The sequence below is a fragment of the Pseudomonas sp. AC463 genome, assembly GCF_979253585.1.
Genome location: NZ_CEEDDZ010000002.1, coordinates 318068 through 335783, shown reverse-complemented (window position 1 = coordinate 335783; position 17716 = coordinate 318068). Strand labels below are relative to the sequence as shown.

The window sequence follows — 17716 nt, the reverse complement described above, 5'->3', positions numbered from 1 at the left end:
TCTCCGTTGGGGCTGAACAAAAACGGCGGGCAGGAAAAAAACGTACAGACAGCCAAGCATCGCCCACCGTGATGCTGTTGAATGGTTCAGGCCGGTCTCCGGGCTCATGAGTGGCAAGCAGGCCGACGCTGCGCCTTCCCATATCGCGCGCGATACAGTGGCAGAAGGCAGCGTTTTTTCTCATTTACCGTTGCGGGGGCAGCGCCGGGATCGCGGCAGCATTGTGTACAAATGCGCTCACTCACCGGCTTCCCTGTTTCACTCGGTCGACCCGTGGGTCACAGAGCACCTGAAACAAGCGGCGAAGGTTAGTGGGTTGGGGGGCTAGCTGCAAGCGGCAAGCAGGCGTTGCGCCGTCTTGCCGCGTATAAATCAGCTTTCTAGGGATTACGCGCCAGGTTCGCTGGCAATACGCGCTTGGCGCTGAGGTAGGCATTCTGCCAATAGGCCTTGGATAAGGTGTCCAGCTTCACCGTACCGCCGGTTTGCGGCGCGTGCACAAAGCGGCCTTCGCCAACGTAGATACCCGCGTGGCTGACCTGGGAGCCGCCACCAGTGGCGAAGAACAGCAGGTCACCGGTTTGCAGGTTCTGCTCACTGACATCCTGGGCACGCATCACGATCAGTTCGCGGGTGGTGCGTGGCAGGGAGATGCCGGCGGCATCACGGTAGACGAACCCGATCAGGCCACTGCAATCAAAACCCGAATCCGGCGTGTTGCCGCCCCAACGGTAAGGCGTGCCGACCAGGCCCAGCGCACGGAAGAGCACGTCTTCGGCAGCAGGCGAGAAATTCTGGGTGGAATAGTTGAACACCGGCTTGGGCTTGACCGCTACGGGAGCGGGCGGCGGTGGGCGGCTTGCGCAGGCGCTGAGGAGCGCGGCGCAAACAATGAGAATCAAGCGGGCTGACGTCGACATGTGCAGAACAATCCTGGTCTGGATGCGGCTTTCGCTGCCGAACGCTGAAAACCAGAACGCGCAAGCAAAGCTCGCGCGAACGGATTACAACAATGTCCAGGGATTCTAGCGCTTACACGTCAAACTTCAAGTATCACTTTAAGTTTACTTGCTGGCGGTAACCGTCGTCGGGGCCATGGCGAGTGCGCGCTTGGCTTCGATGAAGGTTTTGCTCCAGTAGCTGTCGCCCAGGTTGTCGACTCGGACACCACCACTGCGACGGCTGCTGGAGTGGATAAACTGGTTATCGCCCAAGTAGATACCGGCATGGCTGACACGACCGCGGCCTGCAGTACTGAAGAAAAGCAGATCACCGGGCTTGAGGTTGTTGCGTGCGACCAACGGTGCTTTCACGTTGATCATTTCGCGGGTGGAGCGTGGCAGGTTCATGCCAGCTTCTTCACGAAACAGGTAGCCGATGAAACCGCTGCAGTCGAAACCGGCTTCGGAGGTACCGCCGAAACGGTAACGGGTACCGATCAGGGACATGCCGCGTTCGAGGATGCTGTCGGCCAGAACTGGAAGCTGGTAAGGCTTGTTGCTGGCGAAGCCAGCCAGTTCGTTCTCCGTAGCAACTTCTTCCTCATAGACAGTGGAAGACTGCGCTGCAACGAATTTAGCCTGGGATTGTTGTTGAGGCTTTTGCTGCTCAACCACCTGTTGAGGGTGGGAGGCACAACCAAACAACAGGGTAACGAGTGCGAGAGGCACGAGGGGTGCGAAGCGATTTAGCATGGGCACGACCGTGGCTGGTATGTAAAGAAGTCGAGACTATGCCCACTATCACATCGATTTGCAAATTCAATCGTGATCTATGTGACTTCGCGATTGGACTATGACATCTAAGCCGTAATTCCATTTTTAGCTTCAAATGCGTAGCCAGACGGGCTCAAACGCAGGTTTTCTGACGCCTGTAAAATGCCGAAACCTACAAATTCAACAGGTTACCAACCCAAAGTCTCTTTCAAGAAAGGGATCGTCAATTTTCTTTGCGCTTGCAGGGAAGCCTGATCGAGCTGTTCGAGCAAATCGAACAATGCGCTCATGCTGCGGGTGCCGCGCGTGAGAATAAAGTGCCCGACTTCATCGGTGAGGTGCAGGCCGCGACGCGATGCGCGCAACTGCAGGGCGCGCAACTTATCTTCGTCGGACAAGGGGCGCATCTGGAAGATCAGCGCCAGGGTCAGGCGCGACTTGAGGTCGGCCAGCTTTATCGGCAATTCACGCGGCGAGGTGGAGGCGGCAATCAGCAAGCGCCGGCCGCTGTCACGCAAGCGGTTGAACAGGTGAAACAGCGCCTCTTCCCACTCCGCCTTGCCGGCGATGGCTTGCAGATCGTCCAGGCACACCAGTTCGTATTGCTCAAGCTGATCGAAGATGCCGATACCGCGGTCCATCAACTCCGCCAGCGGCAAGTAAACTGCCGGCTCGCCCATCTGCTCGAAACGCAGGCACGCCGCCTGCAACAGGTGGGTACGCCCCACGCCGTGCTTGCCCCACAGATAGATCAGGCTTTCGGTCCACCCGGCGTCGGCTTCGCAGAGCCGCTCGACATAGCCGAGTGCTGCGGCATTGGCGCCTGGGTAGTAGTTGATAAAGGTGGCGTCATCACGCAGACGCACACCCAAGGGCAGCTGAATCGGTTTCATGCTGACTGAACGGCTCCAAACGAACCGTTAGTGGCCTCTGTGTAAAGTTTGCAAAGTTTATACCCGTGACGCCGGGCGCACAATGCAGCAGACCACAAGCAAAATCAAAGGTTTGCGTTAACTTGGTGGTTTTGCGCAAATTGTTTGACACACCAGACGACAAACCCGGCCGAAGCCGGGTTTGTGATGCGGCAATTACAGGTCGGGGTCTTCGACCCCGGTATACACATCCGAATCCTTGTACAGGTCGTGCACATGGCGCACCAGCACCATGATCACCGCCGCCACCGGCAGCGCCAGCAGGATGCCGGTAAAGCCGAACAGCTCACCGCCCGCCAGGATCGCAAAGATCACCGCCACCGGGTGCAGGCCAATCCGATCCCCTACCAGCAACGGCGTCAGCACCATGCCTTCAAGGGCCTGGCCGACCATGAATACCGCAACGATGCCCAGCATCGGGTACAGGTCACCGCCAAACTGGAACAGCCCGGCGACCAGCGCCGCGCCGATGCCAATCACAAAGCCCATGTACGGCACGATAGCTGCCAGGCCGGCGATCAAGCCGATCAACAGGCCCAGCTCCAGGCCGATAGCCATCAAGCCGGCCGCGTAGATGATCCCCAGCGCCAGCATCACCAGCAGTTGGCCGCGCACGAATGCCCCCAGCACCTCATGACACTCGCCGGCCAGAGAGACGATGCGCTCTTCGTTGTTGCGCGGGAGCAGGCTGCGGATCTTGGCCATCATGATGTCCCAGTCCCGCAGCAAGTAGAACGCTACCACCGGGATCAGCACCAGGTTGGTCAGCCAACCGATCAGCGCCAGGCTGGAAGCGGTTGCCTGGCTGAGCACCACGCCGACGATATCGGTGGTCTGGCCCATATGCTCGCTGATGGCCGCCTTGACCTTGTCGAACTTCCAGAACCCGTCCGCCAACCCCAACTTGGCCTGGGCCCACGGCATCGCCGTGTGCTGCAACCAGTCGAGCATTTGCGGCGCCAGCTCATACAGGCGGAACAGCTGCTTGGCCAGCATCGGCACCAGCACCAGCACCAACGCGGTGATGATCAGCGTGAACAGGGCAAACACCGCCACCACGCCCAAGGTCCGCGACAGACCGGCTTTCTCCAGGCGATCCACCACGGGATCGAACAGATAGGCCAGCAACAACGCAACCAGGAACGGCGTCAGGATCGAATGCAGCAAGAACACAAAAACGCACAGCAGGACAATCCCGCCAAGCCACACCCAACGACGCGTATCCGCCATAAACCACTCCATCTGTTATTGCTTCTATATAGAAAGAAACTTTTTACCAACGAAACCGCTGCTGCGCCTTACCAACGAAACCGCAGCTGTGCCTGAGGCTCAGGTGCCACCGCCGGTTGCGTGCCATCGACCACAGGTTGCTGGGCAGGCGCTTCACCGGCAGGTACCTCCTGCAACTTGGCCAGGCTCAACTGAGTGCGCAGCTGCTCGGCGCTGCCGTTGACGCGATACACAATGCGATTGCCATCCACCAGCTGTGGCTGGCCGCCAAACGGCTCCAGCAGATGCCCGAGGGCGGCATAGCGCTCCAGAGTCATGCCCTGCACTTCCAGCAACTGCTCGGCGCTCACCCCCGGTTTGACCGCGAAGCGCGGCGCCAGCTTCTGGCTCACCGCCAGCAACACGGCATCAGCCACGGCGGCAGTGTCGGCGCCTTGCGCGGTGCCCTGCTCGCTCTTGTCGCCCAACCACAGGCGCCACTTGGCCTGCCACTGGCTGCCCTCCTGGCGCGCATGCACGGCCAGCAAGGCGTCGGCGCCGTAGCGTTCGGAGGCGGCGCGCAATGGCGTGGCGTCGGCGCTTTCAAGATTCGGTGCAGTGGCGACCACTTGCTCATCCAGGTCGCCCAACGGCAGGCGCAGCGGCAGGCCACGGTGTTGTGCCGCGCGGCGCAGGGCTGCCGCGATGGTCTGGCCATCGCCCACCAGGCTGCTGCCTTCGGTGGAATCGTTCAGCCACCAGCCGAGGATCGACGGCCGATTGCTGCCCCAGATCGACAGGCCCGCGTCACGCAGCGCCCGGTCGGTGCTGACCGGGTCGAAATCCACCTGCAGGCTCTCGGGCGGGCCAGCGTCGTAGCCGTATTGAGTGATGATTTGCTGCGGGTCCTTGCGGATCGCCGCCAGGCCAGGGCCCTCGGCGGCCTTGGCGTCGCCGGTGAGGCGAATCACCAGGGTCTGCACGGCACGCTGGGTAGCCTGGTCGCGCTCTTGCGGCGATTGGCTGCTGACGGGTTCAAGTACTTGATAGAGGCCATTGAGGGTTTCGGCATGACTCGCCAGGCTGACCAACGACAAGCAGCCCACAAATAAGAATTTACACAGACGCATGGAAGATTCCCGAACGACAAATTTAGCGGCTGGAACAGACCGCGTGAACTTGGTTTGCCAAGGCTGTGACCACAGCCACCGACAAAACATTCACAGGGTCCTGGTAAGTTTTCATGCTGTCATAACGACAGCCGGTTCAAGGCTATACCTTAATACGCACCACGGCAGAGCCGATTAGCATTTTTTTAACCGGCTTTTTAACCTATATGGCCCTGCCCGTCGGCCCGAGGATGGCCGCTGCCCCTCAAGCCTGATAAAATCGCGCGCCTTCGCAGACCGTCAACGGCTGGGCCTTTTACCAAAAGCGCCTGCCCGCTCGGTCGTTACCCCTGAATCCCCCCTAAAGGCCTGGATCATGAGCAAGCAACCCTCCCTGAGCTACAAGGACGCCGGTGTAGACATCGACGCCGGTGAAGCATTGGTCGAACGCATCAAGAGCGTCGCCAAGCGCACTGCGCGCCCCGAAGTCATGGGCGGCCTGGGCGGTTTTGGCGCCCTCTGCGAGATCCCGGCCGGCTACAAGCAGCCTGTGCTGGTGTCCGGCACCGACGGCGTGGGCACCAAGCTGCGCCTGGCGCTGAACCTGAACAAGCACGACAGCATCGGCATCGACCTGGTTGCCATGTGCGTCAACGACCTAGTGGTGTGCGGCGCCGAGCCGTTGTTCTTCCTGGACTACTACGCCACCGGCAAGCTCAACGTCGAGACCGCTACCCAGGTAGTCACCGGCATTGGCGCGGGTTGCGAACTGTCGGGTTGCTCCCTGGTCGGCGGCGAAACCGCTGAAATGCCAGGCATGTACGAAGGCGAAGACTACGACCTGGCCGGCTTCTGCGTCGGTGTGGTAGAAAAATCCGAGATCATCGACGGCTCCAAAGTTGCCGCCGGTGACGCGCTGCTCGCCCTGCCATCCTCCGGCCCGCACTCCAACGGCTACTCGCTGATCCGCAAGATCATCGAAGTGTCCGGCGCCGACATCGAGAACATCCAGCTCGACGGCAAGCCGCTGACCGACCTGCTGATGGCCCCGACGCGCATCTACGTCAAGCCACTGCTCAAGCTGATCAAGGACACTGGCGCAGTAAAAGCCATGGCCCACATCACCGGCGGCGGCCTGCTGGACAACATCCCGCGCGTCCTGCCAAAAGGCGCCCAGGCGATTGTCGACGTGGCCAGCTGGACTCGCCCTGCCGTGTTCGATTGGCTGCAAGAGAAAGGCAACGTCAACGAAACCGAAATGCACCGCGTGCTGAACTGCGGCGTGGGCATGGTGATCTGCGTGGCGCAAGAGCACGTTGAAACCGCGCTGAACGTCCTGCGTGAAGCCGGCGAGCAGCCATGGGTGATCGGTCAGATCGCGACTGCCGCCGAAGGCGCAGCTCAGGTTGAACTGAAGAACCTCAAGGCTCATTAATGTCCCAGACCTGTGATGTCGTGGTGCTGCTTTCCGGCACCGGCAGTAACTTGCAGGCCCTGATCGACAGCACGCGCACCGGCGACAGCCCGGTGCGCATCGCTGCGGTGATCTCCAACCGCAGCGACGCCTACGGCCTGCAACGCGCCAGGGACGCGGGCATCGAAACCCGCTCGCTGGATCACAAGGCTTTCGAAGGTCGCGAGGCCTTCGACAGCGCCTTGGTCGACCTGATCGACACCTTCAACCCCAAGCTCGTAGTTCTCGCCGGTTTCATGCGCATTCTCAGCGCTGACTTCGTTCGGCATTACCAAGGTCGCCTGCTGAATATCCACCCTTCCCTGCTGCCCAAATACAAAGGGTTACATACGCACCAACGTGCCCTCGAGGCCGGCGACACGGAGCATGGCTGCAGCGTGCACTTCGTCACCGAGGAACTCGATGGCGGGCCTCTGGTCGTACAGGCAGTGGTTCCGGTAGAGTCTGACGACTCGGCGCAGACCCTTGCGCAACGGGTTCATACCCAGGAACACAGGATTTACCCGCTGGCTGTTCGCTGGTTTGCCGAGGGGCGGTTGATTCTTGGCGACCAGGGTGCATTATTGGACGGTCAGTTACTTGCGGCCAGCGGCCACTTGATTCGAACCTAGGAGATTTTATGCGTCGCGCCTTGCTCTTCGCTTTTGCGCTGTTCGCCTTGCCCGCCGTGCAAGCAGCAGACCTACACCCCTTCTCCGTCAGCTACACCGCCGACTGGAAACAGTTGCCCATGAGTGGTTCGGCTGAGCGCAGCCTGACCAAAAACGACAACGGCTCCTGGACCTTGAATTTCAAGGCTTCCATGATGATCGCCAGCCTGACCGAAACCAGCGTGATCCTGTTTGACAAGGACACCCTGCAGCCGAAGAGCTACACCTTCGAACGCGGCGGCCTGGGCAAAGCCAAGAAGATCAACCTGGACTTCGACCAGGCGACCAAGAAAGTCACCGGTTTTGAAAACAAGGACGCGGTCAACGTGCCCCTGCAAAGCGGCATGCTCGACAAGTCGACCTACCAGTTGGCCCTGCAGCGCGACGTGGCTGCCGGCAAGAAAAGCATGAGCTACAACGTGGTTGAAGGCACCGATGTCGACACCTACGACTTCCGCGTGATCGGCCCGGAAAAGGTCCAGACCAAGGTCGGCTCCATCGACGCGATCAAGGTCGAGCGCGTGCGCGACCCGACACAAAGCAAGCGCATCACCCAGATGTGGTTTGCCAAGGACCAGGGCGGCATCCTGGTTGCCCTGCGTCAGGTTGAAACTGACGGCAAGGAATACAACATCATGCTGCAAGACGGTACCGTTGACGGCAAGGCTGTCAAAGGTAGCTGATGCGCTGATGCCTCCGAGAAGAGAGCCTCGCTGAATGCGGGGCTTTTTTTTGCCTGCAGATTTTGCTTTGAAGCTTGCCCCCGATGGCAGTGGAAGGGTCAATACATCTCTTAAAAGCCTGTCACCAACATGAAACTTTTGTCATAAAACTCAGCCCCCTGCGACGCAATGTCGCGGTTTACGCCGCCTCCAGCACTGTTGCGTTTCCTGCAATGATTTGTTGCGCGAAAAGTCGGTTTACTTAGCAAGCTAACAAAACATATAACAAAGACCTGCGACGACTTGCCGCAGACCCCACCAGAGATTGGAGCAAGCAGATGACTGTAAAAGTAACTGAGCGCGACGACGAACATATGTCCCATGAAGCGGTAGCTCACGGGATACACATCTGGGATGTACATCAACAAGACCAACTGGTCGGCATGTTCCATAACGAGAACGAAGCCCACAATTATAAAAACGAGCTCGAAACTCTCGAAATGAAACGCCAGGCGCAAAGCTCCTGAAACTCTGAAATCCAGTAGGCATCCCCGCCCCACGCAGCGGGGGTGCCTATAAACACAAACCCCGCCTTTTGAGCGGGGTTTGTGTTTTAGGGCTTTACCACATCAGATCATCCGGGATCTGGTAGGCGGCGTACGGATCATCTTCATCCGGCACTTGGCTTTCGGTGAGGATATTGAGCTGCACAATGCGCTCCGGGGCGCGCTCCTGGATCTTCAGCGCCGCTTCACGCGGGATCACTTCGTAACCGCCACCGTGGTGCACGATCGCCAGGGAGCCGTTGCTCAGCTTGTTGCGCATCAAGGTGTTGACCGACAGGCGCTTGACCTTCTTGTCATCCACGAAGTTGTAGTAGTCCTCGGTGGTCAGCTTGGGCAGGCGCGAGGTTTCGATCAGTTGCTTGACCTGGGCGGTGCGGGCCTTGGCCTCGGCTTTTTCCTGCTGTTGGCGGTTCAGCTCCTGGTCGCGCTTGACCTTCTCGGCCTGCGCTTCGGCAGCCAGGCGGGCCTGGGTGTCATCAGCCTCGATCTGGCCCTTGTGGACCAGGCGCTGCTGCTTCTGTTTCTCTTTGCCGACCTGCTTGGCCTGCTTCTGGTTGACCAGCCCTGCTTTGAGCAACTGGTCGCGAAGGGAAATGCTCATGGTGCTTACTCACTTAGGCAACTGCTCAACCGCAGCTGGACAGGTTCTTTTCCTGACGTTTGGCTTCGCCCCACAGGGCGTCCAACTCTTCGAGGGTGCAATCTTCTATGGGTTTGTGCGTATCGCGCAATGCCTGTTCGATAAATCGGAAACGTCGTTCGAACTTGGCATTGGCGCCACGCAGCGCGGTTTCCGGGTCGACCTTGAGATGTCGGGCCAGGTTGACCGCCGCAAACAGCAGGTCACCGACCTCATCGGCGATGGCCACCGAGTCGTTGTCGGCCATGGCTTCGAGCACTTCATCGAGCTCTTCGCGCACGTTGTCCACCACCGGCAAGGCGGACGGCCAGTCGAAACCGACCTGGCTGGCGCGCTTTTGCAACTTGGCGGCACGCGACAGAGACGGCAGCGCAGTAGGCACATCATCGAGCAGGGAAAGTTGCTCCGGCGCGTCGGATTTTTCTGCACGTTCCTCGGCCTTGATCTGCTCCCAACGCTCCTTGACCTGCTCCTCGCTCAGTTGCGGAACATCCAGCGGCGCATACAGATCACCGGTCGGGAATACATGCGGATGGCGACGGATCAGCTTGCGCGTGATGCTGTCGATCACCCCGGCGAATTCGAAACGCCCTTCTTCCCGCGCCAGCTGGCTGTAATACACCACCTGGAACAGCAGGTCGCCCAACTCGCCTTGCAGGTGATCGAAGTCGCCGCGCTCGATGGCGTCGGCGACTTCGTAGGCTTCTTCGAGGGTGTGCGGCACGATGGTCGCGTAGGTTTGCTTGATGTCCCACGGGCAGCCGTATTGCGGGTCCCGCAGGCGGTTCATCAGGTGCAGCAAGTCTTCCAGCGAATACATAATTCTATTTCCGATCAGGTATGAACACCCCCTCCCACATTTCAGACTGTGTTCATCCAGCTACTCATGGGGTGCGGTTGCGCCGGGTTTCAATGATGTTCGGCAACTGGGAAATCCGCCCCAGCAACCGCCCCAGCGCGTCCAGCCCCGGAATCTCGATGGTCAGGGACATCAACGCGGTGTTGTCCTCTTTGTTCGAGCGGGTGTTGACCGCCAGCACGTTGATCCGCTCATTGAGCAGCACTTGCGACACGTCACGCAGCAAACCGGAACGGTCGTAGGCGCGGATGATGATGTCCACCGGGTAGGTGAGCACCGGCACCGGGCCCCAGCTGACCTGGATGATGCGCTCCGGCTCACGCCCGCCCAGCTGCAGCACCGAGGCGCAATCCTGGCGGTGAATGCTCACCCCACGGCCCTGGGTGATGTAGCCGACGATGGCGTCGCCCGGCAACGGCTGGCAGCAGCCGGCGATCTGTGTCATCAGGTTGCCGACGCCCTGGATCTGGATATCGCCGCGCTTGCCAGGCTTGTAGCCGATGGCTTTGCGTGGGATCAGTTCCAGCTGCTCGCTGCCGCGCTCCGGCTCGACCAGTTGCTGGGCCAGGTTGACCAGTTGCGCCAGGCGCAGGTCGCCGGCACCGAGGGCGGCGAACATGTCTTCGGCAATCTTCATGTTGGCCTTTTCGGCCAACTTGTCGAAGTCCACTTGCGGCAGGCCCAGGCGGCCCAGTTCGCGCTCGAGCAAGGTCTTGCCGGCGGCGACGTTCTGGTCGCGCGCCTGCAATTTGAACCAGTGGACGATCTTCGCCCGCGCCCGCGAGGTGGTGATGTAGCCCAGGTTCGGGTTCAGCCAGTCGCGGCTTGGCGTACCGTGCTTGCTGGTGATGATCTCGACCTGTTCACCGGTCTGCAGGCTGTAGTTGAGCGGCACGATGCGCCCGTTGATCTTCGCGCCACGGCAGTTGTGGCCGATCTCGGTGTGCACGCGGTAGGCAAAATCCAGCGGCGTGGCGCCCTTGGGCAGGTCGATCGCGTGGCCGTCGGGAGTGAAGATGTAGACGCGGTCCGGCTCGATATCCACGCGCAGCTGTTCGGCGAGGCCGCCGATGTCGCCGAGTTCTTCGTGCCATTCCAGCACTTGGCGCAGCCAGGAGATTTTCTCTTCGTACTGGTTGGACCCGGCCTTGACGTCGGTGCCCTTGTAGCGCCAGTGCGCGCACACGCCCAGCTCGGCCTCTTCGTGCATGGCGTGGGTGCGGATCTGCACTTCCAGCACCTTGCCCTCGGGGCCGATCACGGCGGTGTGCAGCGAGCGGTAGCCGTTTTCCTTGGGGTTGGCGATGTAGTCGTCGAACTCCTTGGGAATGTGCCGCCACAGGGTGTGGACGATGCCCAGCGCGGTGTAGCAATCGCGCATTTCCGGCACCAGCACGCGCACCGCACGCACGTCGTAGATCTGGCTGAACGCCAGGCCCTTGCGCTGCATTTTGCGCCAGATCGAATAGATGTGCTTGGCCCGGCCGCTGATGTCGGCGTCGACGCCGGTGGCCTGCAACTCCGAACGCAGCTGGCCCATCACGTCGCTGATAAAACGCTCGCGGTCGAGCCGCCGCTCATGCAGCAGCGTGGCAATCTGTTTGTATTGGTCGGGCTCGAGGTAGCGGAAGGACAAGTCCTCCAGCTCCCATTTGATATGGCCGATGCCCAGGCGGTGCGCCAGCGGCGCGTAGATGTCGAACACCTCGCGGGCGACGCGGTTGCGTTTCTCGTCGTCGGCGGTTTTCACCGCACGGATCGCGCAGGTGCGTTCGGCCAGCTTGATCAGGGCGACGCGTACGTCGTCGACCATTGCCACCAGCATCTTGCGCAGGTTCTCGACCTGGCCCTGGGTGCCCAGCACCATGGACTGGCGCGGGCTGAGGCTGGCACTGATGGCGGCCATGCGCAGCACGCCGTCGATCAGCTTGGCGACCACCGAGCCGAAACGCTGGCCCACGGTGGCCAACGGAATATGCCCTTCACGCACGCCGCGATAGAGCACGGCGGCGATCAGCGAATCCTGGTCCAGCTTGAGATCGGCAAGGATCTCGGCGATTTCCAACCCGGTACGAAAGCTTGAAGTGCCTTCGGCCCACAGGTTCTTGGCCGCATTGTCTTGCTGCTCAGACTCGCGAGCGAACTCGCAGGCTGCTTTCAAGGCTTCACGGTCCAGTGCCGGGTCGACACTGATGGCATGATCCAGCCATGCCTCGAGATTGATACTGCCGTCGGTGTTGATCGGCTGGTGTGCTCTCACCTGTACCATCTTGCTTACCTTCCCTACGACGCACCTTGGATGCGCCAAAATCATCGCCGACCTTTTTACTGCGAGCTCCGTGGCAGTTCATAGGCCTTGGAGAACGCAGGCCAGTCGGATTAAACGGGCGTCCTAGCCCGCTTCAAATAACGCCATGGCCTCGACATGCGCAGTCTGCGGAAACATGTCGAGGATCCCGGCACGTTTTAGCCGGTAGCCTTGCTTGACCAACTCAACCGTGTCCCGCGCCAGCGTCGCCGGGTTGCAGGACACATACACCAGGCGCTTGGCGCCCAGGGTGGCGAGCTTGCGCACAACCTCTTGGGCACCATCACGGGGTGGGTCCAAGAGTACCGCAGAAAAGCCCTGTTTGGCCCATTCTGCGTCGGTCAAAGGCTGGGACAAATCGGCCTGAAAAAACTGCGCATTATGCAAATTGTTGCTGACGGCATTCAGCGCCGCCCGGTCGACCATGGTCTGCACGCCTTCGACCGCAACCACTTCACGCACCTGTTTGGCCAGCGGCAAGGCAAAGTTGCCGAGGCCGCAGAACAGGTCCAGCACCCGCTCATCGGGCTGTGGCGCCAGCCATTCCAGGGCCTGGGAGACCATCGCCTCGTTGACTCCGGCGTTGACCTGGACAAAATCCCCCGGCCGGTAAGCCAGCTCCAGATCCCAGGCCTCCAATCGAAAACCGAGCGCCTGGTCGGGCTCCACGGGTTGCGGCTGGCCCTCGCCATGCAGCCACAATTGGGCTTCATGGAAAGCGCAAAATTCTTTCAACACCTGCAGGTCCGCGTCCGACAACGGCGCCATATGCCGCAGCAACACGGCGATGGACGAACCACTGAACAACTCCACATGCCCCAACGCCTGAGGCTTGCTCAGGCGGCGCAGCATATTCGGCAAGCGCTGCATGATCGGTTGCAAGGCCTGTACCAGCACCGGGCAATCATCGATGGCGACGATGTCCTGGCTGGCCACGGCGCGGAAACCCACCTCGAGTGTTTTCGCCTTGGCATCCCAGCGCACGGCCACACGGGCGCGGCGTCGGTAGCCGAATTCCGGCCCGCTCAAAGGCGCGGCCCACTCTTGCGGTTCGACACCGGCCACGCGGGACAGTTGCTCGGCGAGCATGCGCTGTTTCAGGGCGAGTTGTTCGTCATGGGGCAGGTGTTGCACGCTGCAACCGCCGCAGCGGCCGAAGTGTGCACACGGTGCCGGGCGGCGCAGTTCGCTGGCCTTGAACACGCGCTCGGTGCGCGCCTCGACCACTTTGCCGTGGGTGCCCAGTACCCGCGCTTCGACGTCTTCGCCGGCGAGCGCACCGTTTACAAACCAGGTACGACCTTCAAAGAACACGATGCCCCGGCCGTCATTGGCCAGGCGCTCGATGGTCAGGCGTTGTTTCTTGCCCACGGGAATCTGTGGGGCCCGGCTGCCGCCCGTCGGTTGGAAGCGCAGGCCTCTCTCGTGCTTGGCCATCAGTTGGGTTCGTCGAAGATGCCGGTCGACAGGTAACGGTCGCCTCGGTCACAGATGATCGCGACGATCACCGCGTTTTCCACTTCTCTGGACAGGCGCAACATGCCGGCCACCGCACCACCTGAGGACACGCCGCAGAAGATGCCTTCTTCACGGGCCAGGCGGCGCGTGGTGTCTTCGGCTTCGCGCTGGGCCATGTCGATGATGCGGTCCACGCGGGTCGCGTTGTAGATCTTCGGCAAGTACTCTTCGGGCCAGCGGCGGATACCGGGGATGGCCGCGCCTTCCATCGGTTGCAAGCCAACGATCTGGATCGCCGGGTTCTGCTCCTTGAGGTAGCGCGAGTTGCCCATGATGGTACCAGTGGTGCCCATGGAGCTGACGAAATGGGTGATGGTGCCCTGGGTCTGACGCCAGATTTCCGGGCCGGTGCTGGTGTAGTGCGCCTCGGGATTATCACCGTTGGCGAACTGGTCCAGCACCACGCCACGGCCTTCGGCGGCCATGCGCTCGGCGAGGTCGCGGGCACCTTCCATGCCCTCTTCCTGGGTGACCAGCACCAGCTCCGCGCCATAGGCGGTCATGGCGGCCTTGCGCTCGGCACTGCCGTTGTCGGGCATGATCAGCACCATCTTGTAACCCTTGATCGCAGCGGCCATGGCCAGGGCGATCCCGGTGTTACCCGAGGTGGCTTCGATCAGGGTGTCGCCGGGCTTGATCTGCCCGCGCAACTCGGCGCGGGTGATCATCGACAGCGCCGGGCGGTCCTTGACCGAGCCGGCCGGGTTGTTGCCTTCGAGCTTGAGCAACAGGGTATTGCTGGTTTCACCCGCCATGCGTTGCAAGCGGACCAGGGGCGTGTTGCCGACGCAATCGGCGATTGTTGGGTACTGCAAGGTCATGGCGTATTCGCAATCCAGACTGCGGGGGCGAACATCATACCGGGAAAGGCCGGCGGGCCATATCACGCAAAGTGTGGTGCTTATGGCTTAAAGGAATAAGGTGACGGTGAGGGCCCCATCGGGGGCAAGCCCCCTCCCACCCTTGAATTGCGAATACAGTCAAAAGTGGGAGGGGGCTTGCCCCCGATGGCCGCGACTCGATACCCCGCCTAGCCCAAATGCCCGTCGCCATGATTTCTCTGAAACACCTCCTCACCCATCGCCGCAATCTGCCCTTCGATCAACGCCTCGAACGGTTTGAGCAACGGCTCGAAGGACACCGGCGCTTCCAATACCTGCAACGCCTGCACAATGGCTTCGATAGTCGACAACGCCCCCGGCCCCGGCGCCTTGCGCAACCGATAACGCGACACACCACCCTCGGCCAACGTTACCCGTGGCAACGCCGCCAGCAGCGGGTTCAGATGCAACAACTTGCGCGCCTTGCGCCAGGTACCATCGGGCACCACCAGCAACAGCGGCTGATCCGATGGTGTGTAAGCCTGCAACACTTGAGCATCATCGGCTGGAAACAACAGCCGCGCCTGATAACCCGGCGGGCTCAACAACCTCGCCAAATCATCAAACACCTCTCCCACCACCAACTGGGCATTATTCAAGCCCAACGCCGCCAACCGCGCGGTATTCAGCGCGTGGCTGACCTCGCTCGGGTGCTGCAACAGCAACACGCGGGTGCGGCTGTCGAGGCTGGGGATCAGCGCGCACAGGCAGTGGGCGATCGGCCGCAGGCATTCGGAACATTGGGGTCTGGACATGATTTTTCAGGCCTGGTTGAGCTGGGCTTTGAGCAGATCGCGGAAGGTCTGGATCAGCGGTTCACGGCTGCGGCCCCGGCGCATGATCATCGAGAATGGCGCCTGGTAGCCGAAGGTCGCTGGCAACAACACGCGCAGGTCTCCCTTGTCGGCCCAGGCCTGGGCGTAATGCTCGGGCAGGTAGCCGATGTAGGCGCCGGACAGCACCAGAATCAGCTGCGCTTCCATACTTTCTACCGTGGCGGCGCTGTGCTTGAAACCGTGACGGGCGAGTTCCGCCTGGCTCCAGTAGCCGCGACCGACCATGCGTTGTTGGGTGATGACCTGCTCGGGGATGCGTCGCTCGTTGAATAAAGGATGCCGCGTGCTGCAATACAGCCAGTGCTGCTCGCGGTACAGCGGCATGTAGATCAGACCGCTCATGCGGTTGGAGAAGGCGCCGATGGCCAGGTCGAGGCGGTTGTCCTGCACGCCTAGCTGCAATTCATAAGGGCTCATCACCGACAAATGCAGGTGCACCGCCGGGTGCTCCAGGCTGTAGGCGCCGATCACTTCGGCGAACGGCAAGGCCTTGTCGCTGACGGTGGAGTCGAGCACGCCGAGTTTGAGAGTGCCGCGCAACTCGCCCTTGAGCGCGGCGGCGTATTGCTCGAAGCCTTCGAGCTCACCGAGCAGGCGCAGGGTTTCATGGTGGAACAGCTCGCCCTTGCTGGTCAGGCTGAACCCTCCCCGCCCGCGATGGCACAGCACCAGGCCCAAGGCGCTTTCCAACTGGCTCATATACGTGCTGATGGCCGAGGTGGACAGGTTGAGTTCGTGCTGGGCATTGGCGAACCCCTGGTGCCGCACGACGCTGACGAAGATGCGCAGGAGTTTCAGGTCGGGCAAGGCGTTGGCCATGGTCGGCTCCAGGGATGAATGCGGGCAGTCTACCCGCCGGCATTAGTTTAGAAAAATCTGAACTAAGTATTTGCCCCTGCCGATTCTTTCGTACCGGCGCATTTCGCAGAATCGACCCCTAATAAACAAAACAACGATGAGGCAATCCCGTGGACAAGATTTTCCACCAACCACTGGGCGGCAACGAAATGCCGCGCTTCGCCGGCATCGCCACCATGATGCGACTTCCCCACTTGCAGTCGGCCAAGGGCCTGGACGCCGCGTTTGTCGGCGTGCCCCTGGACATCGGCACCTCGCTGCGCGCCGGCACTCGCTTCGGGCCGCGTGAAATCCGCGCCGAATCGGTGATGATCCGCCCGTACAACATGGCCACCGGCGCCGCGCCGTTTGACTCGCTGTCGGTAGCCGACATCGGCGACGTGGCGATCAACACCTTCAACCTGCTGGACGCCGTGCGCATCATCGAAGAGGCCTACGACGAGATCCTCGAACACGACGTGATCCCCATGACCCTGGGCGGCGACCACACCATCACCCTGCCGATCCTGCGCGCGATCCACAAGAAACACGGCAAGGTCGGGCTGGTGCACATCGATGCCCACGCCGACGTCAACGACCATATGTTCGGCGAGAAAATCGCCCACGGCACCACCTTCCGCCGCGCAGTGGAAGAAGGCCTGCTCGACTGCGACCGCGTGGTCCAAATCGGCCTGCGCGCCCAGGGCTACACCGCCGAAGACTTCAACTGGAGCCGCAAACAGGGCTTCCGTGTGGTCCAGGCCGAAGAATGCTGGCACCACTCGCTCGCGCCGTTGATGGCCGAAGTGCGCGAAAAAGTCGGCGGCGGCCCGGTGTACCTGAGCTTCGATATCGACGGCATCGACCCCGCCTGGGCGCCCGGCACCGGCACCCCGGAAATCGGCGGGCTGACCACCATCCAGGCGATCGAAATCATCCGTGGCTGCCAGGGCCTCGACCTGATTGGTTGTGATCTGGTAGAAGTTTCGCCGCCTTACGACACCACCGGCAACACCTCGCTGCTCGGCGCCAACTTGCTGTACGAAATGCTCTGCGTACTACCTGGCGTGGCGCATCGCTGATGAGCGCGCAACCGGTGTTGCAAGCCGCCGCCGACCTGGTGTCGGCTTTCGCCCGCAACGACCGCGAAGCCTACTTCGCGGCGTTCACGGCCGATGCCAGCTTTGTCTTTTACACCCTCCCCCAGCCGCTGCTGAGCCGCGATGCCTACCAGGTGTTGTGGGACCGCTGGCGTCGGGACGAGGGGTTCGAGGTGTTGTCGTGCACCTCGAACAACGCCTTTGTCAGCCTGCAGGGTGACGTGGCGATTTTTATTCATGACGTGGCCACCGAGCTGCGCATGAACGGGGAGCAATTTTTCAGCCAGGAACGCGAGACCATTGTCTTCAAACGGCAAGGGTCTGGCACACAACAAGAAGGCCTGTGGCTGGCCTGTCACGAACATTTGTCCGCTATGCCGGAAGGGCTGCCGCCCCCTTAGCCAATGTGATCGGAGCTGA

The 17716-nt window shown here is 61.1% G+C and carries 18 protein-coding genes and 1 riboswitch; of the genes, 6 read left to right on the top strand and 12 right to left on the bottom strand.

Going from position 1 to position 17716, the window contains the following annotated elements:
* Window positions 1–72: 72 nt before the first annotated feature.
* A riboswitch (cobalamin riboswitch) is annotated at window positions 73–308 on the bottom strand.
* A gap of 72 nt (window positions 309–380) precedes the next feature.
* The 5 genes from AC0IYH_RS03730 to AC0IYH_RS03710 all read right to left on the bottom strand — a co-directional run bounded on the left by AC0IYH_RS03730 (window position 381) and on the right by AC0IYH_RS03710 (window position 4986).
* Window positions 381–920 carry a C40 family peptidase gene (locus AC0IYH_RS03730; protein WP_471832990.1) on the bottom strand — a complete coding sequence of 180 codons (540 nt, stop codon included), beginning with the start codon at window positions 918–920 and terminating at the stop codon, window positions 381–383.
* 144 nt (window positions 921–1064) lie between these two features.
* The gene (locus AC0IYH_RS03725) at window positions 1065–1694 is read right to left on the bottom strand and encodes an NlpC/P60 family protein (RefSeq protein ID WP_122772333.1); all 630 of its coding nucleotides are present in this window, start codon (window positions 1692–1694) and stop codon (window positions 1065–1067) included.
* A 209-nt stretch (window positions 1695–1903) separates the two neighbouring features.
* Window positions 1904–2608: a DnaA regulatory inactivator Hda gene (gene hda / locus AC0IYH_RS03720; RefSeq protein WP_471832989.1), complete on the bottom strand. Its 705-nt coding sequence runs from the start codon at window positions 2606–2608 to the stop codon at window positions 1904–1906.
* Window positions 2609–2803: 195 nt separating this feature from the next.
* Window positions 2804–3877 carry an AI-2E family transporter gene (locus tag AC0IYH_RS03715; protein WP_101272380.1) on the bottom strand — a complete coding sequence of 358 codons (1074 nt, stop codon included), beginning with the start codon at window positions 3875–3877 and terminating at the stop codon, window positions 2804–2806.
* A 68-nt stretch (window positions 3878–3945) separates the two neighbouring features.
* Window positions 3946–4986: a DUF2066 domain-containing protein gene (locus tag AC0IYH_RS03710; RefSeq protein WP_116626147.1), complete on the bottom strand. Its 1041-nt coding sequence runs from the start codon at window positions 4984–4986 to the stop codon at window positions 3946–3948.
* A 355-nt stretch (window positions 4987–5341) separates the two neighbouring features.
* On the opposite strand from AC0IYH_RS03710, the gene purM reads away from it, so the two are divergent.
* The 4 genes from purM (at window position 5342) to AC0IYH_RS03690 (ending at window position 8278) form a co-directional block, all read left to right on the top strand.
* Window positions 5342–6400, top strand: coding sequence for a phosphoribosylformylglycinamidine cyclo-ligase (purM, locus tag AC0IYH_RS03705; protein WP_122772335.1), 1059 nt, complete (start codon window positions 5342–5344; stop codon window positions 6398–6400).
* Window positions 6400–7050 carry a phosphoribosylglycinamide formyltransferase gene (gene purN, locus AC0IYH_RS03700; RefSeq protein WP_471832988.1) on the top strand — a complete coding sequence of 217 codons (651 nt, stop codon included), beginning with the start codon at window positions 6400–6402 and terminating at the stop codon, window positions 7048–7050. The genes purM and purN overlap by 1 nt, the downstream gene beginning before the upstream one ends.
* Window positions 7051–7058: 8 nt before the next feature.
* Window positions 7059–7772, top strand: coding sequence for a DUF3108 domain-containing protein (locus AC0IYH_RS03695; RefSeq protein WP_122772336.1), 714 nt, complete (start codon window positions 7059–7061; stop codon window positions 7770–7772).
* A gap of 317 nt (window positions 7773–8089) precedes the next feature.
* Window positions 8090–8278 (top strand): hypothetical protein, encoded by a 189-nt coding sequence (locus tag AC0IYH_RS03690; protein WP_101272384.1) that lies wholly within the window; start codon window positions 8090–8092, stop codon window positions 8276–8278.
* A gap of 94 nt (window positions 8279–8372) precedes the next feature.
* On the opposite strand, the gene AC0IYH_RS03685 is transcribed toward AC0IYH_RS03690, so the two are convergent.
* The 7 genes from AC0IYH_RS03685 to AC0IYH_RS03655 form a co-directional block, all read right to left on the bottom strand.
* Window positions 8373–8918: a DUF2058 domain-containing protein gene (locus tag AC0IYH_RS03685; RefSeq protein ID WP_101272385.1), complete on the bottom strand. Its 546-nt coding sequence runs from the start codon at window positions 8916–8918 to the stop codon at window positions 8373–8375.
* 25 nt (window positions 8919–8943) lie between these two features.
* Window positions 8944–9777 carry a nucleoside triphosphate pyrophosphohydrolase gene (gene mazG / locus AC0IYH_RS03680; RefSeq protein ID WP_122772337.1) on the bottom strand — a complete coding sequence of 278 codons (834 nt, stop codon included), beginning with the start codon at window positions 9775–9777 and terminating at the stop codon, window positions 8944–8946.
* Window positions 9778–9841: 64 nt separating this feature from the next.
* Window positions 9842–12085: a GTP diphosphokinase gene (gene relA / locus AC0IYH_RS03675; RefSeq protein WP_471832987.1), complete on the bottom strand. Its 2244-nt coding sequence runs from the start codon at window positions 12083–12085 to the stop codon at window positions 9842–9844.
* Window positions 12086–12208: 123 nt separating this feature from the next.
* Entirely contained in the window at window positions 12209–13561 is a 1353-nt protein-coding gene (rlmD, locus tag AC0IYH_RS03670; RefSeq protein ID WP_122772338.1) for a 23S rRNA (uracil(1939)-C(5))-methyltransferase RlmD, read from the bottom strand.
* Window positions 13561–14463, bottom strand: coding sequence for a cysteine synthase CysM (gene cysM / locus AC0IYH_RS03665; RefSeq protein ID WP_124363840.1), 903 nt, complete (start codon window positions 14461–14463; stop codon window positions 13561–13563). Before cysM ends, rlmD begins: the two co-directional genes overlap by 1 nt.
* Window positions 14464–14672: 209 nt before the next feature.
* Window positions 14673–15278: a tRNA-uridine aminocarboxypropyltransferase gene (locus tag AC0IYH_RS03660; RefSeq protein WP_471832986.1), complete on the bottom strand. Its 606-nt coding sequence runs from the start codon at window positions 15276–15278 to the stop codon at window positions 14673–14675.
* A gap of 6 nt (window positions 15279–15284) precedes the next feature.
* Window positions 15285–16178, bottom strand: a complete 894-nt coding sequence (locus AC0IYH_RS03655; protein ID WP_078049670.1) for a LysR family transcriptional regulator — start codon at window positions 16176–16178, stop codon at window positions 15285–15287.
* Window positions 16179–16327: 149 nt separating this feature from the next.
* Between AC0IYH_RS03655 and speB the strand changes: the two genes are divergently transcribed.
* Together speB and AC0IYH_RS03645 are read left to right on the top strand one after the other, a co-directional pair.
* Window positions 16328–17278, top strand: a complete 951-nt coding sequence (gene speB, locus AC0IYH_RS03650; RefSeq protein WP_101272391.1) for an agmatinase — start codon at window positions 16328–16330, stop codon at window positions 17276–17278.
* The gene (locus AC0IYH_RS03645; protein ID WP_471832985.1) at window positions 17278–17697 is read left to right on the top strand and encodes a YybH family protein; all 420 of its coding nucleotides are present in this window, start codon (window positions 17278–17280) and stop codon (window positions 17695–17697) included. The genes speB and AC0IYH_RS03645 overlap by 1 nt, the downstream gene beginning before the upstream one ends.
* Window positions 17698–17716 lie beyond the last annotated feature (19 nt).